The organism is Mycobacterium sp. MMS18-G62, from assembly GCF_053877835.1.
Genome location: NZ_CM132662.1, coordinates 5,526,776 through 5,552,182, shown reverse-complemented (window position 1 = coordinate 5,552,182; position 25,407 = coordinate 5,526,776). Strand labels below are relative to the sequence as shown.

Genomic DNA, 25,407 nt, shown 5'->3' with positions numbered 1-25,407 from the left:
GGCGCCAGCATGACAGGAGTAAGTTTGAAAGTCAAACTCACTAGTCTCGAAGGCATGGCCACACCGTTCGACGACCTCGATGAGTTCCTAGCCCTGCCGCGGGTGTCCGGGTTGGCGGTGTCACCGGACGGGTCACGAGTGGTCACGACGATCGCCGAACTGAACGACAAGCGCAGCGAGTTCATCAGTGCGATATGGGAACTCGACCCGGCCGGCCGACAACCGGCCCGCCGGCTCACGCGCGGCGCAAAGGGCGAGTCGTCACCGGCCTTCGCCGCCGAGGGTGATCTGCTGTTCGTTGCCGCACGGCCGAACGACGATGACGACAAGCCGCCCGCATCCTTGTGGCGGCTGCCCGCCGCCGGTGGGGAAGCCGTCGAGGAGCTGGCATTGCCGGGTGGCGTCGACGGGGTTCGCCCCGCTCGCGAGGCGGCCGTCACCGTCGTCGCCGCGAAGCTGCTGCATTCGGCGTCCGGCGTCGACGAGGACAAACGACTCCGAACCCTGCGCAAGGACAACAAGGTATCCGCGGTGCTGCACAACACCTATCCGGTCCGGTACTGGGATCACGACCTCGGGCCGGACCACCCGCATCTGCTCGACGTCGACGGACGCCGCGACCTGACGCCACGGCCCGGTGATGCGTTGCGCGAGGCCGACTTCGACGTCAGCGCCGACGGCTCCGTCATCGTGACATCGTGGCACGACCCGGCGCCGGGTGCGGCGATCCGTGGCACGCTCGTTCGCATCGACATCGACACCGCGGAGCGCACCACGTTCGCCGACGACCCGGACGCCGACCTGGAGCATCCGACGATTTCGCCCGACGGCACAGCGGTGGCGTTCACCAGGGAGACGATCTCCACGCCCGAGAAAGCGCCGCGAATCACGCTGTGTCACATGCGTTTCGGCGAGCCGTTTGTGGAGTTGACCGCCGACTGGGACCGCTGGCCGTCCTCGGTGACCTGGTCGGACGACGGCGCCTCGCTGATTGTCACGGCCGACGACAACGGGCGCGGCCCGATCTTCTCGGTCGACCCGTCGACCGGCGCGGTCACCCGGCTCACCGACGACGACTACACCTACACCGACGTGCACACCGCTCCTGGCGGCGTAATCTTCGCCTTGCGCAATTCCTATGCGACGCCGCAACATCCGGTGCGGATCGACCCGGACGGCACGGTCACGGAATTGCCCTGTGTGGAGCTGCCCGACCTACCCGGCACACTCACCGAAGTCGCCGCGACCACCGACGACGGGCAGCTCGTTCGGTCGTGGCTTGCGCTACCGCTTGACGACGAGCCTGCGCCGCTGTTGCTGTGGGTGCACGGCGGCCCACTGGCCAGCTGGAACTCCTGGCACTGGCGGTGGAATCCATGGTTGCTCGTCGCACGGGGCTACGCCGTGCTGCTGCCCGATCCCGCGCTGTCCACCGGATACGGGCAAGACTTCATCCAGCGTGGTTGGGGCGCATGGGGTTTCGCGCCGTACACCGACCTCATGGCCGCAACCGACGCAGCATGTGCACATCCCAGGGTCGACGAAACGCGCACCGCCGCGATGGGTGGCTCGTTCGGCGGCTACATGGCGAACTGGATCGCCGGACACACGGATCGGTTCGACGCGGTCGTCACCCACGCCAGCCTCTGGGCGCTCGACCAGTTCGGATCGACCACCGACGGCGCGTATTGGTGGGCCCGCGAGATGACGCCGGAGATGGCCGAGCGGAACTCGCCACACCTCTTCGTCAACCAGATTCGCACCCCGATGCTGGTCATCCACGGCGACAAGGACTATCGCGTGCCGATCGGCGAGGCGCTGCGGCTGTGGTACGAGTTGCTCACGGAGTCGGGCTTGCCCGCCGCCGACGACGGCACGAGCCCGCACCGATTCCTCTACTTCCCGTCGGAAAACCACTGGGTGCTTTCCCCGCAGCACGCCAAGCTCTGGTACCAGGTGGTCACGGCATTCCTGGCCCGTCACGTGCTGGATGAGGACGTCGAGCTGCCGGAGATGCTCGGGTAGCGTCGGCCTCATGAGCGCAGCGGAGCGTGAATTCGACATCGTCCTGTACGGCGCCACCGGCTTCGTCGGGAAACTGACCGCCGACTACCTGGCACGAGCGGGCGGAGACGCCCGAATCGCACTGGCAGGCCGGTCGCAGGACAAACTGCTGGCGGTCAGGGAGACGTTGGGGGAGGCGGCGCAGTCGTGGCCGCTGATCAGTGCCGACGCGTCGGATCCGTCCAGTCTCAACGCGATGGCCGCCCGCACACGTGTGGTGGTGACGACGGTCGGGCCTTATCTGCGGTACGGACTTCCGTTGGTCGCCGCCTGCGCAGCGGCCGGAACGGATTACGCCGATCTGACCGGTGAGTCGATCTTCATCCGCGAAAGCATCGACCTGTATCACAAGCAGGCCGTGGACACGGGCGCCCGCATCGTGCATTCGTGCGGATTCGATTCCATCCCTTCGGATCTCACGGTATTCGCGCTCTATCGACGCGCCGAACAAGACGGGGCGGGCCAGCTCGGCGACACCAACCTCGTGGTGCGCTCATTCGCGGGCGGGGTATCCGGCGGCACCGTCGCCTCGATGTTGGAGCTCATGCGTACGGCGTCAACCGACCCCGAGGCGCGGCGGCTGATGAACGACCCGTACACGCTGACACCCGACCGCGGCGCGGAGCCTGAACTCGGCGCACAGCCGGATATTCGATGGCGTCGTGGCCGCGAGATCGCTCCCGAACTCGACGGCTACTGGGCGGGGGCGTTCGTGATGGCCGCGGCGAACACCCGAATTGTCCGGCGTTCCAACGCCCTACTCGACTATGCATACGGACGCAGATTCGAGTACGCGGAGCAGATGAGCATGGGCCGCTCGTTCGCGGCGCCCGCGGCCGCGGCGATGGCCACCGGCGGCAATGCGGCGACGATGGCGCTGGGCACCCGCTTTTTCGACCGGCTGCCGTCCAGACTCGTCGAGCGCATCGCCCCGAAACCGGGCACCGGCCCCAGCGAACGGGCCCGCGAACAAGGCCACTACACCGTCGAGACGTACACCACCACAACCACCGGTGCGCGCTACCGGGCCACCATGTCGCAGAAAGGTGACCCCGGTTACAAGGCGACGTCGGTGCTGCTCGGCGAGAGCGGCCTGGCGTTGGCGCTGGACCGTGAGCGGCTTTCGGATCTGCGCGGCGTGTTGACGCCGGCCGCGGCGATGGGCGAAGCGCTGATGGCCCGATTCCCTGGCGCCGGCGTGACCCTTGAGGTCGACCGGCTCGACCAGTAGCCCTGACGAGCGGGCCGGCCGCACTCCATAGAATGGCGCGGTGACCGCCAGCGCTCGACCTGATTCCGGCGACCCGCCGGCGACTGCCCTGCCCAAGTCGTGGGATCCGGGCGCGGTAGAAAGCGAGCTTTACGACGGCTGGGTCAAGGCCGGCTACTTCAAGGCCGACCCGTCGAGCCCCAAGCCCGCCTACTCGATCGTCATTCCGCCGCCGAACGTGACGGGCAGCCTGCACATGGGCCATGCGCTGGACCACACCCTGATGGACGCGCTGACCCGTCGCAAGCGTATGCAGGGCTACGAGGTGCTCTGGCTTCCAGGCATGGACCACGCGGGCATCGCCACCCAGACCGTGGTGGAAAAGCAGCTCGCTGTCGATGGCAAGACCAAGGAGGACTTCGGCCGGGAGCTGTTCATCCAGAAGGTGTGGGATTGGAAGCACGACTCCGGTGGCACCATCAGCGCCCAGATGCGCCGCCTTGGCGACGGGGTGGACTGGAGCCGCGACCGGTTCACGCTCGACGACGGGCTGTCGCGCGCGGTCCGCACCATCTTCAAGCGGCTGTTCGACGCCGGGTTGATCTACCGCGCCGAGCGGCTGGTGAACTGGTCACCGGTGCTGCAAACCGCGGTCTCCGACCTGGAGGTCAAGTACGAAGAAGTCGAAGGCGAGCTGGTGTCGTTCCGGTACGGCTCGCTGCGCGACGACGAACCGCACATCGTGGTCGCCACCACCCGAGTGGAGACCATGCTCGGTGACACGGCGATCGCGGTACATCCCGGCGACGAGCGTTACCGGCACCTGGTCGGCAAGACATTGCCGCATCCCTTCCTCGACCGGCAGCTGATCATCGTCGCCGATGATCATGTCGATCCCGAATTCGGCACGGGTGCAGTCAAAGTCACGCCCGCCCATGATCCGAACGACTTCGAGATCGGGCTGCGTCACCAGCTGCCGATGCCGTCCATCCTGGACACCAAGGCGCGAATCATCGACACCGGCACCGAATTCGACGGTCTCGACCGTTTCGATGCCCGGGTGAAGGTCCGCGAGGCGCTGGCCGAGCAAGGCCGCGTCGTGGCCGAGAAGCGGCCGTACCTGCACAGCGTGGGGCATTCCGAGCGCAGCGGTGAGGTGATCGAGCCGCGGCTGTCCTTGCAGTGGTGGGTGAAGGTCGAGTCTTTGGCTAAGGCCGCAGGTGACGCAGTTCGCAACAAAGACACCGTGATTCACCCGCCGAGCCTGGAGCCGCGCTGGTTCAGCTGGGTCGACAACATGCACGACTGGTGTATCTCGCGTCAGCTGTGGTGGGGTCATCGCATCCCGATCTGGCACGGCCCCAACGGGGAGACGGTCTGCGTCGGGCCTGACGAGAGCCCGCCGGAGGGCTGGGAGCAAGACCCAGACGTGCTCGACACCTGGTTCTCGTCGGCGCTCTGGCCGTTCTCCACGCTCGGCTGGCCAGACCACACCGATGATCTGGCGAAGTTCTATCCGACCACGGTGTTGGTGACCGGTTACGACATCCTGTTCTTCTGGGTGGCGCGGATGATGATGTTCGGCACCTTCGTCGGCGACGATCCCGCGATCACCCTCGGCGGCAAGCGTGGGCCGCAGGTGCCGTTCGAGAATGTGTTCCTGCACGGGCTGATTCGCGACGAGTTCGGCCGCAAGATGAGCAAGTCGCGCGGGAACGGCATCGACCCGCTTGACTGGGTCGAGCAGTTCGGGGCCGACGCGCTGCGGTTCACCCTCGCGCGTGGCGCCAGCCCCGGCGGCGACCTGTCGATCGGCGAGGACCATGCCCGCGCGTCACGCAATTTCGCCACCAAGCTGTTCAACGCGACCCGGTTCGCGCTCATGAACGGCGCCAGCCCCGCTCCGCTGCCAGACGTCGCTGAGCTCACCGACGCCGACCGCTGGATCCTGGGACGACTCGAAGAAGTTCGCGCCGAAGTGGATTCGGCGTTCGACGTCTACGAATTCAGCCGGGCATGCGAGGCGCTCTACCACTTCGCGTGGGACGAGTTCTGCGACTGGTACGTCGAGCTGGCGAAGGTTCAGTTGTCCGACGGCATCGCCCACACGACCGCGGTGTTGGCCGCCGTGCTGGACACCCTGCTCAAGCTGCTGCATCCGGTGATGCCGTTCGTCACCGAAGTGCTGTGGAAGGCGCTGACCGGCGGCGAGTCCATCGTCATCGCCGACTGGCCGCATCCGTCCCGCCTCAGCGTGGAACCGGTTGCGGCGCAACGTGTTGCCGACATGCAGAAGCTCATCACCGAGGTCCGCCGGTTCCGCAGCGACCAGGGACTGGGCGATCGGCAGAAGGTGCCGGCACGACTGTCCGACATCGAGAACGCCGATCTGGCCGCGCAGGTTCCCGCGGTGAAATCGCTGGCCTGGCTGACCGCCGCCGACGACGGCTTCACCGCGTCCGCCGCCGTGGAGGTCCGATTGTCGCGTGGCACAGTCGTCGTCGAACTCGACACGTCGGGCACCGTCGACGTCGCCGCCGAGAGGCGCCGCCTCGAAAAGGATCTCGCCGCCGCGGAGAAGGAGTTGGCAGGCACCGCAGGCAAACTCGGCAATGACGCGTTCCTGGCCAAGGCGCCCGCTGACGTCGTCGACAAGATCCGCGCCCGCCAGCAGTTGGCCCGTGAAGAGGTCGACCGGATCACGGCGAGGCTGGCCAGCCTCACATGACCGAACTCGTCCCGACGCCGGACGAAATCGCCTCGCTGCTCCAGGTCGAGCACCTGCTCGACCAGCGTTGGCCGGAAACAAAACTCGAGCCGAGCACCTCTCGAATCTCGGCGCTGCTCGAGATGCTCGGCTCACCGCAACGCGGCTACCCATCGATTCATATCGCCGGAACCAACGGCAAGACGTCGGTCGCCAGGATGGTCGACGCGCTGCTGACCGCGTTCAGTCGCCGCACCGGCCGAACCACCAGTCCGCACCTGCAGTCGGCGGTCGAACGCATCTCGATCGACGGCAAGCCGATCAGCCCGGCGCAGTACGTGGAGACGTACCGCGAGATCGAGCCGTTCGTACAGCTGGTCGACCAACAGTCACAAGCCGCAGGCGGCCCCGCCATGAGCAAGTTCGAGGTGGTCACGGGTATGGCGTTCGCGGCGTTCGCCGACGCTCCTGTCGATGTGGCCGTCGTCGAAGTCGGGTTGGGCGGACGGTGGGATGCCACCAACGTCGTCAACGCGCCCGTCGCAGTCATCACCCCGATCGGGGTGGACCACACCGACTATCTGGGTGACACGATCACCGAGATCGCGGGCGAGAAGGCCGGCATCATCACCAAGCAGGACGACGACCTGGTGCCGACCGACACCGTCGCCGTCATCGGCCGCCAGGTGCCCGAGGCGATGGAAGTGCTTCTGGCACAATCGGTTCGCGCGGATGCGGCCGTCGCCCGCGAGGATTCCGAATTCGCGGTGCGTGGCAGGCAGATTGCCGTCGGCGGCCAGCTTCTGGAACTGCAAGGGCTCGGCGGCGTGTACCCGGAGATTTTCCTGCCGCTCCATGGTGAGCATCAGGCGCACAACGCGGTGCTCGCACTTGCCGCCGTCGAGGCGTTCTTCGGTGCGGGGTCGCAGCGACAACTCGACATCGACACGGTACGTGCGGGCTTCGCCTCCGTCACAAGCCCCGGCCGCCTGGAGCGGATGCGCAGCGCCCCAACGGTGTTCATCGACGCGGCGCACAACCCGGCTGGGGCGGCCGCGCTGGCCCAAACCTTGTCCGAGGAGTTCGACTTCCGGTTCCTTGTCGGGATCGTCGCGGTGATGGCCGACAAGGACGTCGACGGCATCCTCGCCGCGCTCGAGCCGGTGTTCGATCAGGTCATCGTGACGCACAACGGTTCGCCGCGTGCTCTCGAAGTGGAGGCATTGGCGTTGCGGGCCGAGGAGCGGTTCGGACCCGAACGGGTGATCACCGCCGCGACACTGCCCGATGCGATCGAAACGGCCACCGGGCTGGTCGAGGAGTACGGGGCAGAAGACGCCCTTGCGGGCGGCGGAATCGTGATCACAGGGTCGGTCGTCACTGCCGGGGCGGCGCGCACGCTGTTCGGGAAGGATCCGCAATGACCGAGCAGGCTCCGGACCCCTGGCGCAGCTTCCGCGGTGTCATGGCCGGCACACTGATCCTCGAAGCGATCGTCGTGCTTCTCGCTATCCCAGTGGTCGTGGTCTCACACGATGGGCTGACGCCATTGACGGGCACATATCTGATCGGGATGGCGGTCCTGCTTGTGGTGCTGGCCGGCGTGCAAGGTCGGCCGTGGGCCATCTGGGTCAACCTCGGAATCCAGGTGGTGCTCATCGCGGGCTGGGCGGTGCACGGCGCGGTGGGCTTCATCGGCGTCATCTTCGCCGGGGTGTGGCTGCTGATTCTCTATCTGCGTAACGAGGTGCTGCGCCGGCAGAAGCGCGGACTCCTGCCGGGACAGCAGCCTCCCGACTAGGCGTTGGCAGGGCGTCGGCCCAGCACGAAGCCCAACACGAGCATGCCGACTGCCAGCACAAGGTGCAGCCAGTTGTCGGCGGAGTCGATCGGAACGAAGTTGGCCGCGCTGTCGTGGTTGATGATCAACCCGTAGATCGACAGGAGTAGGTAGATCACCCCGGACACGATGAGGTATCCGCGGGCGCCGCTGAAGGTCCGCGCGAACACCAGGCCGGCGATGCCGAACGCCAGGTGCACGATGTTGTGCAGGACCGAGATGCCGAAGATGCCGAGCAGTTTCGCTCCCGATTCGTGGCCGGCGAAGTCGAGCATGTCGTAGTGCGTGGTGACGCCGGGAACGAAGCCCAGGACGCCGGGAACCAGGAACGCCACGCCAACGACGAGCGCCGCGATCTGCACGGGCGACATGCGCGTCCGGGTCTGTTGTGTTGCCATCGGTATGCCTTTCTGAGGTGTTCGCCGGCGTTCGCCGGTCGAGGGGTATTCGGCGCCGGCGCGATGGTGGATGGGTCGCGTCCGGTTAGGCTGTCGGCCGTGACTGAGCGGACCCTCGTATTGATCAAGCCCGACGGCGTGCAGCGGCGCCTGGTCGGAGAGATCCTCGGCCGGATCGAACGCAAGGGGCTGAGCATTGCGGCCCTCGAGCTCAAGGACGTCAGCGACGACCTCGCCCGCAGGCACTACGCCGAACACGAGGGCAAACCGTTCTTCCCGTCGCTGCTGGAATTCATCACCTCAGGACCCGTCGTCGCGGCCATCGTGGAGGGTCCGCGGGCGGTTGCTGCGTTTCGGCAGATCGCCGGCGCCACCGATCCCGTAGAGAAGGCGTCGCCCGGCACTATCCGCGGGGACCTGGCACTTGTCACTCAAGACAACCTTGTCCACGGCTCGGATTCGCCCGAGTCGGCGGCCCGGGAAATCGAACTCTGGTTTCCTGGCGAATAACCTGGTCACGCGGCTTGGTCGGTCGTGGATGCGTGATGTGGGATACTAGGGACGGGTAGCCGGCCAGAAACCAGGGCCGGACACCCGAATGAAGACTTAGACGAGCGCGACCATCGCCACCCGCGGTGCGGCGCCGACCGTCCAGCCATCATTCAGACCGGCACCGAGACGGTTCCGAACTGGGACCCCTCGGGGCGAGACCAAAACAAGCTCGGGTCAAGTGGCCCGAGTCCACAGCGGAAGCCCTCGCGTGGCCGCGTCAGACAAGACGCGCCCGGGGGCTTGAGGAGAATACGTGGCCGAAGATGCCCCTACCGAAGACCTATCCGAAGAGACTCAGCACGCGGAGGACTCGCCGCAGGCGCAGCAGGATTCCGAACCGGACCAGCTGACGGTTGATTCCGCGGCGAGCGGTCCCGACGATTCCGACGCCGCGGCTGAGCCGGACGCAGGTGTCGACGGCGACGAGCCCGAGTCGCGGCTGATTCTCGAAACTGCCACGCAGACCGAGCAGGCGGATTACCTGCCGCTGTTCGTCGCGCCGCAGCCGGTCACATTCGAGTACGAGCCCGACGACGAGGACGAGGACGACGACAGCGACGACGGCGGTCCCGACGTCGACGATGAGCAGTCCGAGCGTCCCGCCGGTCGCCGCCGTCGGCGTGGCCGCCGCGGACGCGGTCGTGGTCGCGGCGAGCAGAACGGCGACGACTCATCCGACGATGGCGAGGATTCCGACGAGTCCGACGAATCCGACGAGGACACCGGCGACGAGGACAGCACCGGCACCGAGGGCGGCACCCGCCGTCGCCGGCGTCGCCGCCGCCGCAAGTCCGGCTCCGGTGACGACAACGAGAACGGGACCGCTCCGGACGATCCGCCCAACACCGTCGTGCACGAGCGCGAACCGCGTCAGTCGGCGAAGGCCGACAAGTCCGCCCAGGGCGGCGACGGCGAGATCCAGGGCATTTCCGGGTCGACCCGGCTGGAGGCCAAACGGCAGCGCCGCCGCGACGGCCGCGACGCAGGCCGCCGACGCCCACCGATCCTCTCCGAGGCCGAGTTCCTGGCCAGGCGCGAAGCCGTCGAACGGACGATGGTGGTGCGCGACAAGGTCCGCAGCGAGCCGCCGCACGAAGGCGCCCGCTACACCCAGATCGCGGTGATGGAAGACGGCGTCGTCGTTGAGCATTTCGTGACATCGGCGGCTCAGACGTCGCTGGTCGGCAACATCTACCTGGGCATCGTGCAGAACGTGCTGCCGTCAATGGAGGCGGCGTTCGTCGACATCGGCCGCGGCCGCAACGGCGTGCTCTACGCCGGCGAGGTGAACTGGGAGGCCGCCGGCCTCGGCGGCGCTCAGCGCAAGATCGAACAGGCGCTCAAGCCCGGCGACTACGTCGTCGTCCAGGTCAGCAAGGACCCGGTCGGCCACAAGGGCGCGCGCTTGACCACCCAGGTTTCGCTCGCCGGTCGCTATCTGGTCTACGTGCCGGGCGCGTCGTCGACGGGCATCAGCCGCAAGCTGCCAGACACCGAGCGGCAGCGGCTCAAGGAGATTCTGCGCGAGGTCGTGCCGCCGGAAGCTGGCGTGATCATCCGCACCGCGTCGGAAGGCGTGAAGGAAGAAGACATCCGTTCCGACGTCGAACGCCTGCAGAAGCGATGGTCGGAGATCGAGGCCAAGGCCGGCGAGATCACCGAAAAGAAGGCCGGTGCGGCGGTCGCGCTGTACGAAGAGCCCGATGTGCTGGTCAAGGTCATCCGCGACCTGTTCAACGAGGACTTCACCGGGCTGATCGTCTCGGGCGACGAAGCCTGGAACACGATCAACGACTATGTGAATTCGGTTGCGCCCGAGCTTGTTCCGCGCATGACGAAATACGAACCGGCCTCGTCCGACGGCCCGGACGTCTTCGCCGTGCACCGCATCGACGAGCAGCTGACCAAGGCGATGGACCGCAAGGTCTGGTTGCCGTCGGGCGGCACGCTGGTCATCGATCGCACCGAGGCGATGACTGTCATCGACGTGAACACCGGAAAGTTCACCGGCTCGGGCGGCAACCTGGAGCAGACCGTCACCCGCAACAACCTCGAGGCTGCCGAGGAGATCGTCCGTCAGCTGCGGCTGCGCGATATCGGCGGCATCGTCGTCATCGACTTCATCGACATGGTGCTGGAAAACAACCGGGATCTGGTGCTGCGCAGGCTGACTGAAGCACTGGCCCGTGACCGCACCAGGCATCAGGTCTCGGAAGTCACGTCGCTGGGCTTGGTGCAGCTCACCCGAAAGCGCTTGGGCACCGGGCTGATTGAGGCCTTCTCGACGCAGTGCACGCACTGCGGTGGGCGTGGGATCGTGCTGCACGGCGATCCCGTCGACTCCATGGCCGCGACCGGCCGCAAGTCCGAATCCGGGGGCCGCCGAGGCAAACGCGGTAAGAAAGGCGGCAAGGCGGAGGAAGTCCCCGTGGCCAAGCTGCCCGCACATCCCGCCGGCGAGCATCCGATGTTCAAGGCGATGGCCGCGGCCAACGGTAAGCACGAAGCCGAGGACACCGAGGGTGAGGACGACGAGAAGAAGGCCGCCGAAGAGGTCGCCGAACTTGAGCCGGACACCATCCGCGAGGCAGTCGTCGACGCAGAGGACGAAGAACTCGAGGACGACGACTTCGACGAATCCGACGAGGACGAGTCGGACGAGGACGAATCCGACGAGGACGAGATCGACCTGGACGCCGATGATGAAGACGACGACGACATCGACGACGACATCGAGGTCATCAACGGCGACTCCGACGACGATTCCGACGACTCCGACGATGAGGACTACGACGAAGACGAGTCCGATGACGAGGACGAGGACGAAGACGAGTCCGATGACGAGGAAGACTCCGACGAGGACGAGGAATCTGACCGCGAGGAGCCGCCAGCGGCGGTGACTGCACCGGCGGGCCGGCATCGCCGCCGCGCCGCCGCGCGTCCCGCCGGGCCGCCCGCCCACGAGGGCTGATGGCGTTCAGCGACGAGGAGATCGCCTACCTGAGGTCGCAGCCCGTAGCCCGGTTGGCGACCGTCAACGCCGACGGCCATCCCGACGTAGTTCCCGTCGCATTCGAGCTCGACGGCCCGTACATCTGGATCGGCGGCGTCGGCCCCGACGTCGCGCACACCCGCAAGTTGCGCAACATCGGCGCGGGCCGGACCAAGGTGTCGCTGGTGGTGGACGACCTGGTGTCCATGGAGCCGTTTATCGCCAGGGCATTGCGGGTGTATGGCCATGCCGAGCCGCCCGTCGAACGGGTCGGCATGATGGGCCCCGGCCTATACAGCCGCATCACGCCGACGGTGTCGTGGAGCTGGAATCTGGCCGGTGAGCCGGCAGGTGAGCGGTGGTACGACGCGAAACGCACCGTGCACAAGCCGTGACCTGCGGTGATTTGACCCTGTAGGCGGCCCTCACGTACCCTGGACCAGTTGTCTTTCGGCTGACGCCGACGACAGCGGGCCCGATGTGGCTCCGCACCCAGACCCGCACGCGCACCATCGGGTAGCGCGCGCCCAGAGAAGAGGAACGATGGCGACGTACGCAATCGTCAAGACCGGCGGCAAGCAGTACAAGGTCGCCGTCGGAGACGTGCTCAAGGTCGAGAAGCTGGACTCCGAGCCTGGCGCCAAGGTCTCGCTGCCGGTCGCCCTGGTCGTCGACGGCGCGAAGGTCACCTCCGATGCCAAGGCCCTCGAGAAGGTCGCGGTGACCGGCGAGGTGCTCGAGCACACCAAGGGCCCCAAGATCCGCATCCACAAGTTCAAGAACAAGACCGGCTATCACAAGCGGCAGGGTCACCGTCAGCAGCTGACGGTCCTCAAGGTCACCGGCATCAAGTAGGAGGCGTACACATGGCACACAAGAAGGGCGCTTCCAGCTCACGCAACGGTCGCGACTCCGCCGCCCAGCGGCTGGGCGTCAAGCGATTCGGCGGCCAGATCGTCAAGGCCGGCGAGATCCTGGTCCGTCAGCGCGGCACCCACTTCCACCCCGGCGTCAACGTCGGCCGTGGCGGCGACGACACGCTGTTCGCGAAGTCTCCCGGCGCCGTGCAGTTCGGTGTGACACGCGGTCGCAAGACGGTCAGCGTCGTTCGACCGTCCGCTCCCCAGGCATAGGCTTCGCGACTGTAACGACACGGCGGGATCGCAAGCCTTTTCCCCGCCATGACGTTACATTCGGAGGTTCATCGCAATGCCGCGCTTCGTAGACCGCGTCGTCATTCACGCGCGGGCAGGCAACGGCGGCAACGGCTGCGCCTCGGTCCATCGCGAGAAATTCAAGCCGCTCGGCGGTCCCGACGGCGGTAACGGCGGCCGCGGCGGCAGCATCGTGCTGGTCGTCGACCCGCAGGTACATACTCTGCTCGATTTCCACTTCCATCCGCATGTCGACGCGCCCTCCGGAAAGCAGGGCATGGGCGGCAACCGCGACGGCGCCGCGGGCGCAGATCTGGAGGTCAGGGTTCCCGACGGCACGGTGGTGCTCGACGAGAACGGCCGCCTGCTCGCCGACCTGGTCGGTGCGGGCACCCGATTCGAAGCGGCTGCCGGTGGCCGCGGCGGGCTCGGCAACGCGGCGCTCGCATCGCGGGCCCGCAAGGCGCCCGGTTTCGCGCTGCTCGGCGAAAAGGGTCAGGTCCGGGATCTGACGCTGGAACTCAAGACGGTCGCCGACGTCGGCCTGGTCGGGTTCCCGTCGGCGGGCAAGTCGTCGTTGGTATCGGCCATATCGGCGGCCAAGCCGAAGATCGCCGACTACCCGTTCACCACACTGGCGCCCAACTTGGGTGTGGTGTCGGCTGGGGACCACACGTTCACCGTCGCCGATGTGCCGGGCCTGATCCCCGGCGCCTCGCAAGGCCGCGGCCTTGGCCTGGATTTCCTGCGGCACATCGAACGCTGTGCGGTGCTGGTGCATGTCGTGGACTGCGCGACACTGGAGCCCGGCCGCGACCCGATCTCCGATATCGAGGCGCTGGAGGCCGAGCTCGCCGCGTACACCCCGACGCTGCAGGGCGATTCGACGCTGGGCGACCTGGCGGAGCGGCCTCGTGCGGTGGTGCTCAACAAGATCGACGTGCCGGATGCTCGCGAGCTGGCCGAATTCGTCCGCGACGAGATCTCCCGCCGGTTCGGCTGGCCGGTGCACGAGGTTTCCACCGTCACCCATGAAGGCTTGCGGCCGTTGACGTTTGCGCTGTGGGACATGGTGTCGACTTACCGTGAGGCCCAGCCGCCGGTCGTACCGCGCCGACCCGTCATCCGGCCGATTCCGGTGGACGAGAGCGGATTCAAGGTCGAGTCGGACGGCCAGGGCGGTTTCGTGGTGCACGGGACGCGACCCGAACGCTGGATCAGCCAAACGAATTTCGACAACGACGAGGCCGTCGGCTACCTCGGTGACCGGCTGGCCCGTCTCGGCGTGGAGGACGAGTTGCTGCGGCTGGGCGCGAAGCCAGGCTGCGCGGTCACGATCGGGGATGTGACCTTCGACTGGGAGCCGCAGACTCCCGCGGGCGTGGACGTGACGCCGACCGGTCGCGGCACCGATGCCAGGTTGGAGCAGAGCGACCGGGTCCGCGCCGACGAGCGCAAGGCCGCCCGTCGCGAACGGCGCCGACCCGGCGGCGACTCATGACCAGCCCGTATCGCGAGGCTGTCCGCACCGCGCGCAGCGTCGTCGTCAAGATCGGCACCACCGCGCTGACCACACCGTCCGGGGTGTTCGACGCCAGCCGGCTGGCCGTCTTGGCCGACGCCATCGAAGGCCGGATGAAGGCCGGTTCCGACGTGGTGATCGTGTCATCGGGTTCGATCGCCGCCGGGATCGAACCACTCGGCCTGACGAAGCGACCCGTCGACCTTGCCACCAAACAGGCGGCGGCCAGCGTCGGGCAAGTCGCGCTGGTGAATTCGTGGAGCACGGCGTTCGCTCGATACCACCGCGCCGTGGGCCAGGTGCTGTTGACGGCGCACGACATCTCGATGCGCGTGTCGCACACGAACGCCCAGCGCACGCTGGACCGGCTGCGGGCGCTGCACGCGGTCGCGATCGTCAACGAGAACGACACGGTGGCCACAAACGAGATCCGGTTCGGCGACAACGACCGGCTCTCCGCGCTGGTCGCCCATCTCGTTGGCGCCGACGCGCTGGTGCTGTTGTCCGACATCGACGGTCTCTACGACTCCGACCCGCGAAAAGGCAACGCGCGCTTCATCGATGAGGTCACTGGGCCCGCCGACCTTGACGGCGTAGTGGCCGGCCAGGGCAGCCACCTCGGCACCGGCGGGATGGCGTCAAAGCTGTCGTCGGCGCTACTGGCCGCCGATGCGGGCGTGCCGGTTCTGCTCGCGGCGGCGTCGGATGCGGCCACCGCATTGGACGACGCGTCGGTCGGCACGGTGTTCGCGCCGCGGCCCGAGCGGATGTCGGCGCGCAGGTTCTGGGTGCGCTACGCGGCCGAGGTGTCGGGGGCATTGACGCTCGACGACGGCGCCGTGCGAGCCGTTGTGCGGCAACGACGTTCGCTGCTGCCGGCGGGTATCACCGCGTTGTCCGGCCGCTTCTACGGTGGCGACGTCGTCGAGCTTCGATCTCAGGACGCGACGATGGTGGCGCGTGGCGTGGTGGCCTACGACGCGGCTGAACTGGCGACCATGCTTGGCCGCTCGACGACGGATCTGCCCGCGGAGATGCGGCGTCCCGCCGTGCATGCCGACGACCTGGTCGCCGTCTGAGCGATTTGTGCACGGTTTGTCACGCTGAGCGCAACAAACTGTGCACAAGTCACGGTTTGAGCTTGGCCAGCATGCTCTTGATCTGTTCGGCGCGGTGCTCGGCGTCCTCCATCACCTCGTCGTCGGCAGCCTGCAGCTCGACGCCGTGCACCTGCGCGGTCGCCTCGAAACACCGGCGCACCGCCGGATCGGCGAGCACCACCGCGGCGATCAAGCTCGGTGTCAGTTCACGGGTGCGCAGCATGCCGTGGTAGTGCACCTCGGCGGGAATTCGAATCTCGAGCGCGCCGTCGAGCTGTTGCTTGGCGGCGGCTAGAAGCAGCGTCAGTGCCGCGTGCGAAATCGCCTCTATCACCTTGCGGCGGAACGGGAACCACGGCAGCGGCAGCTTATCGACCTGCTTGTCGACGCCGCCGGAGAACAGGTACTCGACGAGGCTGCGGGTGCGGATCTCGGTGATATCCGACCAATTGGCGTCGTCACCGTCGAACTCGACGCCGTCCTCGCTGATCGCCACTCCGCCGAAATGGTTCAGCTTGCGGGCCAACCCGCGCAGCTTGGCCGGTGTCAGCGGATGGTCGGCCACCATGTCGCCGACGCCCAGCGCCCACCGCCCCGCGACCGGCCCAGGATCAGGCCGCCTGCTTTCCAACAGCGCCTGAAGCCAAGAGGTGTCGTCGTCGGTCATCTAGGCCGAACTTGCCATGGCAGGTAGCTCGTCGGCCAACAGTGCCAGCATCTCCGAGCAGCCGTTGTCGATCTTCACCGTCGAGAGGTCGTCGCCGCGGCTGCGGCCGCGGTTGATGATCGCGATCGGCAGTCCGTGCGCTGCGGCGTGCCGTACGAAGCGGTATCCGGAGTAAACGGTCAGAGACGAGCCAGCGACCAAGAGTGCGTCGGCCTCGTCGACCAGCGAATAGGCTTGCTCCACACGGTCTTTCGGCACGCTCTCGCCGAAGTAGACGATATCGGGCTTCAGCATGCCCCCGCATTCGAGACAGTCGACGATCCGAAACGATGTGGTGTCGCCGACGACGGCGTCGGCGTCGGGGGCAACCGCGATCCCACCGACGGCCTCTGCGCGTTCGACGAAGCCGGGATTGGCGGCCTCGAGCAATTCGGCGAGTGCGGCCCGCGCCATGGTGTGCCCGCAGTCCAGGCAGATCACCTGGGCATACGTGCCGTGCAGGTTGACCACCGTGCGACTACCCGCCTTTGTGTGCAGCAGGTCGACGTTCTGGGTGATGACCCCGGAGACGACGCCGGCGTGCTCGAGTGCGGCCAGCGCGCGGTGGCCGGCGTTGGGCAGTGTGTCATCCATGTGGCGCCAGCCGACGTGGTTGCGCGCCCAGTACCGCTGGCGAAACGCCGCATCGGAGGTGAATTGGCGGATCGTCATCGGATTGCTCGGCGGCGAGTCCGGTCCGCGGTAGTCGGGGATACCCGAATCCGTGGACATGCCCGCTCCGGTCAGCACCGCGACGCGGCACCCCTGTAACAAGGCGACGAGTTCAGGTGCTTCCACGCATCCAGGCTAGGCGATCACGCCCCGGACTCGAGCTGAGGCTGATCCTCACCTTCAGCGTGCTCATCGGACTCATCGTCCTCGTCGTCCTCGTCGTCATCGTCGTAGTCCTCGTCGTAGTCCTCGTCCTCGTCCGCGAGGATGGTTTCGACGATTTCGACCCGCTTCTCGGTCGGATGGTCCTCGGCGAGCGGCACCGACACCGTGAGGATGCCCCGGTCGTAGATGGCGCTGATGTCGTCCTCGTCGGCGCCCGCGGGCAGCGGCACGGTCCGGGTGAACGAGCCGTACGAGAACTCCGAGTGCCCATTCGACTCACTCGTCTGGGCGCGCTCGGCCTTGATCGTGAGCTGGCCGTCGAGCACGGTCACCTCGATGCTCTCGGCCGGGTCCACACCGGGAACCTCGGCACGGACTTCGTAGAGCCCGTCCTTGTACTCGTCTTCGACCCGCAGCAGGCTGCCGTCGAAGAGCGGGCGCAAGCCGGCGAACGTGGGAAAGCCAGAAAAGCCATTGAAGAGTTCGGACAGCTCCGGCAGCAATGGGCGCGACGGGCGTTGAACGGCAAGCTTATTCACGGTTTCCTCCTGGGTTGGGTCTCCGGTTCACGATGCGCGACGCAATCAAAATCGCCGGATCGCCCATGGTGCGCGCGGGCGAACTGCAAGCCAACACGAGGCAGCGGGGAGCTCAGTTCAGGCACTTCTCAGCGGGGACGATTTCGGCATGCATGTTCTTGGCCATCATCGTCAGCGCGGCGTCGCTGAGTTCGGGGTCGATGTGCGCGACGGCATCCGGAGGCACGACGACCGAGAAATGCCGCACATAAGCGTCCAGCGCGCTGTAGAGGATGCACTGCTCGGTGACTTGACCGGTGAGGATCAGTTTGCGAGTTTCGAGCCGGCCGAGCAGATAGTCGAGCGAGCTGGCATAGAACGCGCTATGGCGCACTTTGAGCAGCCGCTGGCAGTTCTCGTCAGGGGCGATCGGTGTGACGAGGTCCGGCCGCTCGCCGTGCAGCGCCGCCTCCGCGATGTCGCTGAAGTCGGCGTCGAAGCTTCCATAGTTGTCGTTGACATAGATCAAGTCGACGTCATCGCGGTCGCGGGCTCGCGACACGAGCTGTGCCAGCGGGTCGATGATGTCGGCGACGCTGCGGGCGAGCACATCTGCATCCTCGTGCTCGTACGTGTTCAGCATGTCTATGACCAGCACCGCTACGTCACTCATGGGGAGTTGCATACCCCGATCCGTTTTCGGGCAACAATGAAGCATGGATTTCTACTCGGCGTACCGCCAGGGTTTCGTGCGGGTGGCCGCGTGCACACACCACACGACGCTCGCGGACCCGGTCGCCAACGCCGAATCGGTGCTTCGGCTGGCCCGCGCCTGCCACGACGACAGCGTCGCGCTCGCGGTCTTCCCGGAGCTGACGCTGTCGGGATATTCGATCGAGGACATCCTGCTGCAAGACGCATTGCTGGACGCGGTCGAGGACGCGCTGCTCGACGTCGTGGTCGCGTCGGCGGAGTTGATGCCGGTGCTTGTGGTCGGCGCGCCGCTGCGTTATCAGCATCGGATCTACAACACCGCGGTGGTCATCCACCGCGGCCGTGTGCTCGGCGTGGTTCCGAAGTCGTATCTGCCGACCTACCGAGAGTTCTACGAAAGCCGCCAGGTGGCGGCCGGCGACGATGTGCACGGCGCCATCCGGATGGGCGAAGCCGACGTCCCGTTCGGGTCCGACCTGTTGTTCACCGCCACCGACATGCCCGGCTTTGTGCTGCACGTCGAGATCTGTGAGGACATGTTCGTGCCGATCCCGCCGAGCGCGCAGGCGGCGCTGGCCGGCGCGACGGTGCTCGCCAACCTGTCGGGCAGCCCCATCACCATCGGGCGTGCCGAGGATCGTTGCCTGCTGGCCCGGTCCGCGTCGTCGCGCTGCCTGGCGGCGTACGTCTACGCCGCGGCGGGGGAGGGCGAATCGACCACGGACCTGGCTTGGGATGGCCAGACGATGGTGTGGGAGAACGGCGTATGCCTTGCCTCCTCCGAGCGATTCCCGAAGGGTGAACGGCGCTCGGTCGCCGATGTGGACCTGGAACTGCTGCGCTCTGAGCGGTTACGGATGGGCACGTTCGACGACAACCGCATCCACCATCGCATCACCGCGGAGTCGTTCCGCCGCATCGAGTTTCGGCTCGACCCGCCGTCCGGCGACATCGGGCTGCGTCGCGAGGTCGAGCGCTTCCCGTTCGTGCCGTCGGATCCCGAACGCCTGGAACAGGATTGCTACGAGGCCTACAACATCCAGGTGTCGGGTCTCGAGCAGCGGCTGCGCGCGCTGAACTACCCGAAGGTCGTCCTCGGCCTGTCCGGTGGTCTGGATTCCACGCACGCGTTGATCGTCGCGGCCCGTGCGATGGACCGGGAAGACCGGCCGCGCAGCGACATTCTTGCGTTCACGCTGCCGGGGTTTGCGACGGGCGAGCGCACCAAGAGAAACGCGATCCGGCTGGCGGAAGCGCTCGGCGTGACGTTCGAGACCATCGACATCAAGGCCAGCGCCGAGCTGATGCTCAAGGAGATGGACCATCCGTTCGCGCGCGGTGAAAAGGTCTACGACGTCACGTTCGAGAATGTGCAGGCCGGTCTGCGCACCGACTACCTTTTCCGGCTCGCCAACCAGCGCGGCGGCATCGTGCTCGGCACGGGCGACCTCTCTGAGCTGGCGTTGGGTTGGTCCACTTACGGTGTGGGCGACCAGATGTCGCACTACAACGTCAACGGCGGCGTGCCGAAGACGTTGATCCAACACCTGATCCGCTGGGTGATCTCATCGCATCAGTTCGACGATGCCGTCAACGAGGTGCTGCAGTCGGTCCTCGATACCGAGATCAGTCCCGAACTGGTTCCGGCGGGCGAGGACGAGGAGATCCAAAGCAGCGAGTCCAAGGTGGGACCGTATGTGCTGCAGGACTTTTCGCTCTTTCAGGTGCTGCGCTACGGATTCCGCCCGTCGAAGGTGGCTTTCCTGGCCTGGCATGCGTGGAGCGATCCGGAGCGCGGCGACTGGCCGTTCGGTATACCCGAGGACAAGCGGCCCACCTACTCGCTGAAGGAGATTCGGCACTGGTTGCAGGTGTTCGCGCAGCGCTACTACTCGTTTTCCCAATTCAAGCGTTCGGCGCTGCCGAACGGACCGAAGGTCTCCCACGGCGGGTCGCTCTCACCCCGGGGTGATTGGCGAGCGCCGTCGGACATGTCGGCGCGCACCTGGCTGGACGAGATCGAACGCGAAATCCCAGAGGACTGAAACAACTCGGCGTAGTTTCTCCTGGTGCCCGATCTCACGAACCGCCAGATCCTGCTGCGTCGCCGCCCGAAGGGACTGGTTCAGCCGGGAGACACAGAACTGGTCGCCGGGCCGGCGCCAGAGCCGGGCGAGGGCGAGGCGCTGCTGCGCACGACCTATGTCGGCATCGACGCCGCTGCCCGGACGTGGCTCAACGACCAACCGGGTTATCTGCCGCCGGTACAGCTGGGCGAGGTCATCCGCGCCGCCGGGATCGGTGAGGTGGTCGCATCACGCTGCGACGCCTTCGCCGTCGGCGACGTGGTCACCACTCTTACCGGCTTCCAGGAATACGTGCTCATTCGCGACGACATCTTCAGCACGCCTATTCCGGGTGAGACCGATCAGCTGGCGATCATGTCGGTGTACGGCCCGACAGGCGCAACGGCGTATTTCGGCATGACCGACATCGGCAGGCCGCAGGCGGGGGACACCGTGGTGGTATCGGCCGCGGCCGGTGCCACCGGTTCGGTGGCCGGTCAGATCGCGAAGATCGCCGGGGCCAGGGTGGTGGGCATCGCGGGCGGCCCGCAGAAGTGCAAGGCGGTTGTCGAGGACTTCGGGTTCGACGCATGTATCGACTACAAGAACGACGCCCTACCCGCGGCGCTCAAGCAGCACTGCCCGAAGGGCGTCAACGTGTACTTCGACAACGTCGGCGGCCCTATCCTCGATGCGGTGTTGGGACGGCTGGCCCCCAAGGCGCGCGTCGTGCTGTGCGGCGTCATCTCGAGTTACTTGACCGGCGAGCATCCAGGTCCGGCGAACTACGTCAACCTGTTGTCGAAAACCGCTGTGATGCAAGGATTCAATGCGCTCGACGAGTGGGGGCGTTTCGACGAAGCCTTCGTCCACCTCCGCCAATGGGAGGCCGAGGGAAAGCTCGTGCATCGTCAGACCATTTTCGACGGAATCGAGTCGTGCGTGGATGCGCTCAACGGGTTGTTCACGGGGGCCAACATCGGCAAGACGCTGGTGAAACTCAGCGAGCCGACGACCTGAGACGCTTCAGCAGCAGGGATCCCCGCGCCAGGCTTCGATGCCCTCACGCACAGCGATTGCGGCGATGCCCAAAGCGGCGACCGGGTCCGCCCACGACCAGCCCAGGAGGCTGTTCAAGACGAGACCGGCCAACAAGATCGCCGAAAGATATGTGCACAGAAGCGTCTGCTTGGAATCGGCGACCGCCGATCGCGAACCCAGCTCGCGACCGGCGCGGCGCTGTGCCAGCGACAGCACCGGCATGATGACGAGGCTCGCCGCCGCGAGCGCGATGCCAATCGGCGACGGCCGGGCCTCGCCGAGGCCGAGCAGCGACAGCACCGAATCGACGACCACATACGCGGCGAGTGCGAAGAACGAAAACGCGATGAACCGAAGAGCGGCCTTCTCCCGTGTCTCGGGATCACGCGCGGAGAACTGCCAGGCGACTGCGGCCGCCGACGAGATCTCGACCACCGAATCGAGTCCGAAGCCGATCAGCGCCGACGACGAGACGCGTGTGCCCTCGGCCAACGCGACGGCCGCCTCGATCACGTTGTAGGTGATCGTCGCGCCGACCAAGAGCCGGATTCGGCGTTCAAGCGCCGCGCGACGCGTCCCGACTGCGGACATCAGCAGCACGCGGGGTCGACCGCGAGCACCAGACCGACGAGGTCGTCCAGCGCGTGGGCGATGCGCTTGTCGGACAGCTCGTAGCGGCTGCGCCGGCCCTCGGGCAGCGCGACCACGAGGCCGCAGCCACGCAGACACGCCAGGTGGTTGGACACGATCTGCCGCGATACCCCGATTTTCTCGGCCAGGTCAGACGGGTAGCCCGGCCCGTCGCGCAATGTCAGCAGGATTTCCGTTCGGGTCGCGTCGGACAACGCGCAGCCGAACCGCGCCAAGGCATCGCTGTGGGTCACCGTCTGCACGAGACGGATAGTACAGCTGACGCTGAACTATTACAGCCGTCCTTCGATGCGTAAATCCGGGTGCACCCAGTCGGGGGACCGCCGCTCTTTGAACGCGCGGAATCCCTCGAGCGCTTCGGGTGACGCGTAGCTGGCCTGCATGCCGATGCGGTCGAACAGCCCCATGTAGTTGTCGAGGCTGGACTTGACCAGGCTGCGTGCCGCCGGCGCCGAGCGACAACACTGTCCGAGCACCTCACGCGCAGCATCGAGCAACGAGTCGTGCGGAACCACCCTGGCGACCATGCCCCACTCCACTGCCTCGGCCGCCGTCAACGTCCGGCCCGTGAACATCAAGTCCCGTGTTCGGACCGGACCGATGAGGCGCGCCAGCATCTGGCTGTAGTACGTGTCGGCGATACCGCGCAACAGCTCCGGCACCCGGAACGTCGCCCGGTCGCTGACCACGGTCATGTCGCTGCACAGCGCGATCTGCAGCCCGCCGCCCTGGCACAGCCCGTTGACCGCCGATACCACCGGCTTGACCGACTGCCGCAGCGTCTCGAACGGCGTCACGTCCATGCCGAGAGCGGAGCCGAACGTCAGCCAGTTGTCCGAGCCGTCGCCGCCGCCCATGTCGCCGCCGGGGGCGAACACGTCTCCAGCACCGGTGATCAGCAGACCCGCGAGGTCGGGATCGGAATCGACGTGGCGCACGGCGTAGCGGATGCCGAAGTACATCGCCGGGGTCATCGCGTTGCGGGCCTCGGGCCGGTCGAGCGTGCACACGCCGAACGGCCCCTCCCGGGTGAATCGCAGATACGGCGTGCCCAGCCAGTCGCCCTCCGGTGGACGTGGCGTTGTTGTCGTCATATCTGCCTTTCTCCCGCCTTTCTGTTCGATACCGCGTCGTCGATGGCCTCCGCGTACGGCGCGCAATCACCCGCGCCGGGAACAAGCGTCGACAAGGCGCCGGCCGCGCAGGCGCGCCGCAACGCATCCTCGTGGCCGTTCAGCCATCCTGCCGCCAGCACTCCGGCGAACACGTCGCCCGCACCGGTCGTGTCGACGGCTTCGACCGGTGGTGCGGGCACGTCGAACCGCTCGTCATCGCCGAGGTAGCTGGCGCCGCGGGCACCGCGGGTGATCACCAGATGCGGGACCGGCCAATGCCATTCGCGCGCTTCGGCCTCGTTGACCACGACCACGTCGGCGAGCTCGGACAGCGCGAGCAGTTCGTGGGGTTCGGCGCCTGTCGGCGAGGCGTTGATGATCACGACCGAACCGGCGGCGCGTGCGACCCTCGCCGCGGCGATGGCGGTGGCGATCGGGATCTCCAGCTGCAGCAGCACCACGTCGCTGTCCGCGATCACGGCGCGGACGTCGGCAGAAGCCACGCTCAGATGTGCGTTGGCGCCTGGCGCCACGACGATGGTGTTCTCGGCGGCGGAGTCGACTGTGATCACCGCCGAGCCGCTGGCAACCGGCAGGCTGACCACCCCGTCCAAGCCGACCTCGTTGTCCCGCAGATGCGCCCGCAGCTGATCGGCAGCCGAGTCCGCGCCCAGCGCCGCCACGAGTTGCACCGACGCGCCGGCCCTGGCCGCGGCGACCGCTTGATTGCCGCCCTTGCCGCCCGGCGACGACGACAGCGACGACGCGAGAACGGTTTGGCCGGGACGGGGCAGGGCATCCACGGTGAAAGTCAGATCGGCGTTGACACTGCCCACTACGCAGACCCGCACCATAACTGTCAACGCTATCCCAGCGGACTAACTGACAGGCGTCGAAACTGCCACAGACAGGTCCGATACGCTGGGCTGATGAGTGTGCAAGCACCGTCGCTGCCTGACTTGCGCCAGCAGGTCCACGACGCCGCGCGGCGTGCCCGCATCGCCGCTCGTGAACTGGCCACCCTGAGCACCGCCACGAAGAACTCGGCGCTGCACGCCGCGGCCGACAATCTGCTGCGCGACGCAGGCGCGATCCTCGCAGCCAACGCCGAAGACCTTGCCGCGGCCAAATCGGCGGGCACGCCTGATGCGATGCTGGACCGTCTCGCACTCAACCCGCAACGCATCGACGGCATCGCCGCCGGCCTGCGCCAGGTCGCGGGCCTGCCGGACCCGATCGGCGAGGTGCTGCGGGGCCGCACGCTGCCCAACGGCCTGCAGCTGCGCCAGCAGCGGGTGCCGCTCGGCGTCGTCGGCATCGTGTACGAGGGGCGGCCCAACGTGACGGTCGACGCGTTCGGGTTAACGCTCAAATCGGGCAACGCGGTGTTGTTGCGCGGGAGTTCGTCGGCGGCTCGGTCCAATGCCGCTCTGGTGAAGGCACTTCGCGACGCCCTTGCGATGGAGAACCGCAACGTCGACGCGGCGCAGTCGCTGCCCAGCGAGGACCGCGCCAGCGTTACACACTTGATCCAGGCCCGCGGCCTTGTCGACGTTGTGATCCCGCGCGGGGGAGCCGGCCTGATCGACGCGGTCGTGCGCGATGCCCAGGTGCCGACCATCGAGACGGGCGTCGGCAATTGCCATGTGTACGTTCACGAGTCGGCCGATCTGGACGTCGCGGAGGCGATTCTGTTGAACGCCAAGACGCGGCGGCCCAGCGTCTGCAACGCGGCGGAGTCGCTGCTGATCGACAAGTCGATCGCCGACACGGCGGTGCCTCGGCTGACCAAGGCGCTGCAAGACGCCGGCGTCACCGTGCACGACAACCCATCCGAAGACGATCTGCGTGTCGAGTTCTTGTCGATGGACATCGCTGTTGCGGTGGTCGACGGCCTCGACGCCGCGATCGAGCATGTCAACGAATACGGCACCGGGCACACCGAGGCCATCGTCGCGACGAATCTGGCCGCTGCTCAACGCTTCACCGAGCGGGTCGACGCGGCCGCGGTTATGGTCAACGCATCCACCGCGTTCACCGACGGTGAGCAGTTCGGTTTCGGTGCGGAGATCGGCATATCCACCCAGAAGCTGCACGCCCGCGGCCCGATGGGGCTGCCCGAATTGACGTCAACCAAGTGGATTGTGTGGGGAGACGGCCACACCCGCCCGGCATAACAGGAGAAGACGCCGATGAGCGCTTACGCGAAGAGAATGACCC

The 25,407-nt window shown here is 66.9% G+C and carries 23 protein-coding genes and 1 pseudogene; 15 read left to right on the top strand and 9 right to left on the bottom strand.

Going from position 1 to position 25,407, the window contains the following annotated elements; genetic code table 11:
- The first annotated feature begins 54 nt into the window (after positions 1-54).
- Genes ACWW36_RS27705 through ACWW36_RS27685 form a run of 5 tightly spaced genes read left to right on the top strand, consistent with a single transcriptional unit; the run spans position 55 to position 7,782 of the window.
- A complete protein-coding gene (locus ACWW36_RS27705) occupies positions 55-2,025 on the top strand; it encodes a S9 family peptidase (protein ID WP_456139121.1) in 1,971 nt (656 codons plus the stop codon).
- Positions 2,026-2,035: 10 nt separating this feature from the next.
- Positions 2,036-3,295 carry a saccharopine dehydrogenase family protein gene (locus ACWW36_RS27700; RefSeq protein ID WP_456139120.1) on the top strand — a complete coding sequence of 420 codons (1,260 nt, stop codon included), beginning with the start codon at positions 2,036-2,038 and terminating at the stop codon, positions 3,293-3,295.
- A gap of 40 nt (positions 3,296-3,335) precedes the next feature.
- Entirely contained in the window at positions 3,336-6,002 is a 2,667-nt protein-coding gene (locus ACWW36_RS27695) for a valine--tRNA ligase (protein WP_456139119.1), read from the top strand.
- A complete protein-coding gene (gene folC / locus ACWW36_RS27690; protein ID WP_456139118.1) occupies positions 5,999-7,405 on the top strand; it encodes a bifunctional tetrahydrofolate synthase/dihydrofolate synthase in 1,407 nt (468 codons plus the stop codon). The genes ACWW36_RS27695 and folC overlap by 4 nt, the downstream gene beginning before the upstream one ends.
- A complete protein-coding gene (locus ACWW36_RS27685) occupies positions 7,402-7,782 on the top strand; it encodes a DUF4233 domain-containing protein (RefSeq protein ID WP_456139117.1) in 381 nt (126 codons plus the stop codon). Before folC ends, ACWW36_RS27685 begins: the two co-directional genes overlap by 4 nt.
- On the opposite strand, the gene ACWW36_RS27680 is transcribed toward ACWW36_RS27685, so the two are convergent.
- Entirely contained in the window at positions 7,779-8,219 is a 441-nt protein-coding gene (locus ACWW36_RS27680) for a DUF4383 domain-containing protein (RefSeq protein ID WP_456139116.1), read from the bottom strand. The genes ACWW36_RS27685 and ACWW36_RS27680 overlap by 4 nt on opposite strands.
- A 99-nt stretch (positions 8,220-8,318) precedes the next feature.
- Here ACWW36_RS27680 and ndk point away from each other — a divergent pair, with 99 nt between their 5' ends.
- The 7 genes from ndk to proB all read left to right on the top strand — a co-directional run bounded on the left by ndk (position 8,319) and on the right by proB (position 15,518).
- The gene (gene ndk, locus ACWW36_RS27675) at positions 8,319-8,729 is read left to right on the top strand and encodes a nucleoside-diphosphate kinase (RefSeq protein ID WP_456139115.1); all 411 of its coding nucleotides are present in this window, start codon (positions 8,319-8,321) and stop codon (positions 8,727-8,729) included.
- A gap of 295 nt (positions 8,730-9,024) precedes the next feature.
- Complete coding sequence (locus ACWW36_RS27670; protein ID WP_456139114.1) at positions 9,025-11,742, top strand: Rne/Rng family ribonuclease; 2,718 nt, start codon at positions 9,025-9,027, stop codon at positions 11,740-11,742.
- A complete protein-coding gene (locus ACWW36_RS27665; protein ID WP_456139113.1) occupies positions 11,742-12,158 on the top strand; it encodes a PPOX class F420-dependent oxidoreductase in 417 nt (138 codons plus the stop codon). Before ACWW36_RS27670 ends, ACWW36_RS27665 begins: the two co-directional genes overlap by 1 nt.
- 148 nt (positions 12,159-12,306) lie before the next feature.
- Positions 12,307-12,618: a 50S ribosomal protein L21 gene (gene rplU / locus ACWW36_RS27660; RefSeq protein ID WP_456139112.1), complete on the top strand. Its 312-nt coding sequence runs from the start codon at positions 12,307-12,309 to the stop codon at positions 12,616-12,618.
- 11 nt (positions 12,619-12,629) lie between these two features.
- The gene (gene rpmA, locus ACWW36_RS27655; RefSeq protein ID WP_456139111.1) at positions 12,630-12,896 is read left to right on the top strand and encodes a 50S ribosomal protein L27; all 267 of its coding nucleotides are present in this window, start codon (positions 12,630-12,632) and stop codon (positions 12,894-12,896) included.
- Positions 12,897-12,972: 76 nt separating this feature from the next.
- Positions 12,973-14,418 (top strand): GTPase ObgE, encoded by a 1,446-nt coding sequence (gene obgE / locus ACWW36_RS27650; RefSeq protein WP_456139110.1) that lies wholly within the window; start codon positions 12,973-12,975, stop codon positions 14,416-14,418.
- Complete coding sequence (proB, locus tag ACWW36_RS27645; protein ID WP_456139109.1) at positions 14,415-15,518, top strand: glutamate 5-kinase; 1,104 nt, start codon at positions 14,415-14,417, stop codon at positions 15,516-15,518. The genes obgE and proB overlap by 4 nt, the downstream gene beginning before the upstream one ends.
- Before the next feature lie 49 nt (positions 15,519-15,567).
- Here the strand turns inward: proB and ACWW36_RS27640 are convergent, their stop codons facing one another.
- From ACWW36_RS27640 to ACWW36_RS27625, 4 genes and pseudogenes are all read right to left on the bottom strand, one after another.
- Positions 15,568-16,206, bottom strand: coding sequence for a hypothetical protein (locus ACWW36_RS27640; RefSeq protein ID WP_456139108.1), 639 nt, complete (start codon positions 16,204-16,206; stop codon positions 15,568-15,570).
- Positions 16,207-17,043, bottom strand: coding sequence for an NAD-dependent protein deacetylase (locus ACWW36_RS27635; RefSeq protein WP_456139107.1), 837 nt, complete (start codon positions 17,041-17,043; stop codon positions 16,207-16,209). It lies immediately after the preceding gene.
- Positions 17,044-17,186: 143 nt separating this feature from the next.
- Positions 17,187-17,621, bottom strand: a pseudogene (locus tag ACWW36_RS27630) (Hsp20/alpha crystallin family protein); the annotation flags it as partial.
- A gap of 112 nt (positions 17,622-17,733) precedes the next feature.
- A complete protein-coding gene (locus tag ACWW36_RS27625) occupies positions 17,734-18,273 on the bottom strand; it encodes a cysteine hydrolase family protein (protein WP_456139106.1) in 540 nt (179 codons plus the stop codon).
- Positions 18,274-18,316: 43 nt separating this feature from the next.
- On the opposite strand from ACWW36_RS27625, the gene ACWW36_RS27620 reads away from it, so the two are divergent.
- Positions 18,317-20,359: an NAD(+) synthase gene (locus ACWW36_RS27620; RefSeq protein ID WP_456139105.1), complete on the top strand. Its 2,043-nt coding sequence runs from the start codon at positions 18,317-18,319 to the stop codon at positions 20,357-20,359.
- 24 nt (positions 20,360-20,383) lie between these two features.
- Positions 20,384-21,400, top strand: coding sequence for an NADP-dependent oxidoreductase (locus tag ACWW36_RS27615; RefSeq protein WP_456139104.1), 1,017 nt, complete (start codon positions 20,384-20,386; stop codon positions 21,398-21,400).
- A 6-nt stretch (positions 21,401-21,406) separates the two neighbouring features.
- On the opposite strand, the gene ACWW36_RS27610 is transcribed toward ACWW36_RS27615, so the two are convergent.
- From ACWW36_RS27610 to ACWW36_RS27595, 4 genes are read right to left on the bottom strand one after another with little or no spacing between them, the layout of a single operon-like run.
- Positions 21,407-22,012, bottom strand: coding sequence for a cation transporter (locus ACWW36_RS27610; RefSeq protein ID WP_456139103.1), 606 nt, complete (start codon positions 22,010-22,012; stop codon positions 21,407-21,409).
- Positions 22,012-22,314, bottom strand: a complete 303-nt coding sequence (locus ACWW36_RS27605; RefSeq protein WP_456139102.1) for an ArsR/SmtB family transcription factor — start codon at positions 22,312-22,314, stop codon at positions 22,012-22,014. Before ACWW36_RS27605 ends, ACWW36_RS27610 begins: the two co-directional genes overlap by 1 nt.
- A 30-nt stretch (positions 22,315-22,344) precedes the next feature.
- Complete coding sequence (locus ACWW36_RS27600; protein WP_456139101.1) at positions 22,345-23,166, bottom strand: enoyl-CoA hydratase/isomerase family protein; 822 nt, start codon at positions 23,164-23,166, stop codon at positions 22,345-22,347.
- Positions 23,163-24,041: a ribokinase gene (locus ACWW36_RS27595; protein ID WP_456139100.1), complete on the bottom strand. Its 879-nt coding sequence runs from the start codon at positions 24,039-24,041 to the stop codon at positions 23,163-23,165. Before ACWW36_RS27595 ends, ACWW36_RS27600 begins: the two co-directional genes overlap by 4 nt.
- Before the next feature lie 75 nt (positions 24,042-24,116).
- Here ACWW36_RS27595 and ACWW36_RS27590 point away from each other — a divergent pair, with 75 nt between their 5' ends.
- Positions 24,117-25,364, top strand: coding sequence for a glutamate-5-semialdehyde dehydrogenase (locus tag ACWW36_RS27590; RefSeq protein ID WP_456139099.1), 1,248 nt, complete (start codon positions 24,117-24,119; stop codon positions 25,362-25,364).
- The last annotated feature ends 43 nt before the right edge of the window (positions 25,365-25,407 follow it).

What these genes read in the sequence shown, in the direction of transcription:
- ACWW36_RS27705 (WP_456139121.1), top strand. Translation starts at nt 55, where the DNA reads ATGGCCACACCGTTCGACGACCTCGATGAGTTCCTAGCCCTGCCGCGG.
- ACWW36_RS27700 (WP_456139120.1), top strand. Translation starts at nt 2,036, where the DNA reads ATGAGCGCAGCGGAGCGTGAATTCGACATCGTCCTGTACGGCGCCACC.
- folC (WP_456139118.1), top strand. Translation starts at nt 5,999, where the DNA reads ATGACCGAACTCGTCCCGACGCCGGACGAAATCGCCTCGCTGCTCCAG.
- ACWW36_RS27685 (WP_456139117.1), top strand. Translation starts at nt 7,402, where the DNA reads ATGACCGAGCAGGCTCCGGACCCCTGGCGCAGCTTCCGCGGTGTCATG.
- ACWW36_RS27680 (WP_456139116.1), bottom strand. Translation starts at nt 8,219, where the DNA reads ATGGCAACACAACAGACCCGGACGCGCATGTCGCCCGTGCAGATCGCG.
- ACWW36_RS27665 (WP_456139113.1), top strand. Translation starts at nt 11,742, where the DNA reads ATGGCGTTCAGCGACGAGGAGATCGCCTACCTGAGGTCGCAGCCCGTA.
- rplU (WP_456139112.1), top strand. Translation starts at nt 12,307, where the DNA reads ATGGCGACGTACGCAATCGTCAAGACCGGCGGCAAGCAGTACAAGGTC.
- rpmA (WP_456139111.1), top strand. Translation starts at nt 12,630, where the DNA reads ATGGCACACAAGAAGGGCGCTTCCAGCTCACGCAACGGTCGCGACTCC.
- obgE (WP_456139110.1), top strand. Translation starts at nt 12,973, where the DNA reads ATGCCGCGCTTCGTAGACCGCGTCGTCATTCACGCGCGGGCAGGCAAC.
- proB (WP_456139109.1), top strand. Translation starts at nt 14,415, where the DNA reads ATGACCAGCCCGTATCGCGAGGCTGTCCGCACCGCGCGCAGCGTCGTC.
- ACWW36_RS27640 (WP_456139108.1), bottom strand. Translation starts at nt 16,206, where the DNA reads ATGACCGACGACGACACCTCTTGGCTTCAGGCGCTGTTGGAAAGCAGG.
- ACWW36_RS27625 (WP_456139106.1), bottom strand. Translation starts at nt 18,273, where the DNA reads ATGAGTGACGTAGCGGTGCTGGTCATAGACATGCTGAACACGTACGAG.
- ACWW36_RS27620 (WP_456139105.1), top strand. Translation starts at nt 18,317, where the DNA reads ATGGATTTCTACTCGGCGTACCGCCAGGGTTTCGTGCGGGTGGCCGCG.
- ACWW36_RS27610 (WP_456139103.1), bottom strand. Translation starts at nt 22,012, where the DNA reads ATGTCCGCAGTCGGGACGCGTCGCGCGGCGCTTGAACGCCGAATCCGG.
- ACWW36_RS27600 (WP_456139101.1), bottom strand. Translation starts at nt 23,166, where the DNA reads ATGACGACAACAACGCCACGTCCACCGGAGGGCGACTGGCTGGGCACG.
- ACWW36_RS27595 (WP_456139100.1), bottom strand. Translation starts at nt 24,041, where the DNA reads ATGGTGCGGGTCTGCGTAGTGGGCAGTGTCAACGCCGATCTGACTTTC.
- ACWW36_RS27590 (WP_456139099.1), top strand. Translation starts at nt 24,117, where the DNA reads ATGAGTGTGCAAGCACCGTCGCTGCCTGACTTGCGCCAGCAGGTCCAC.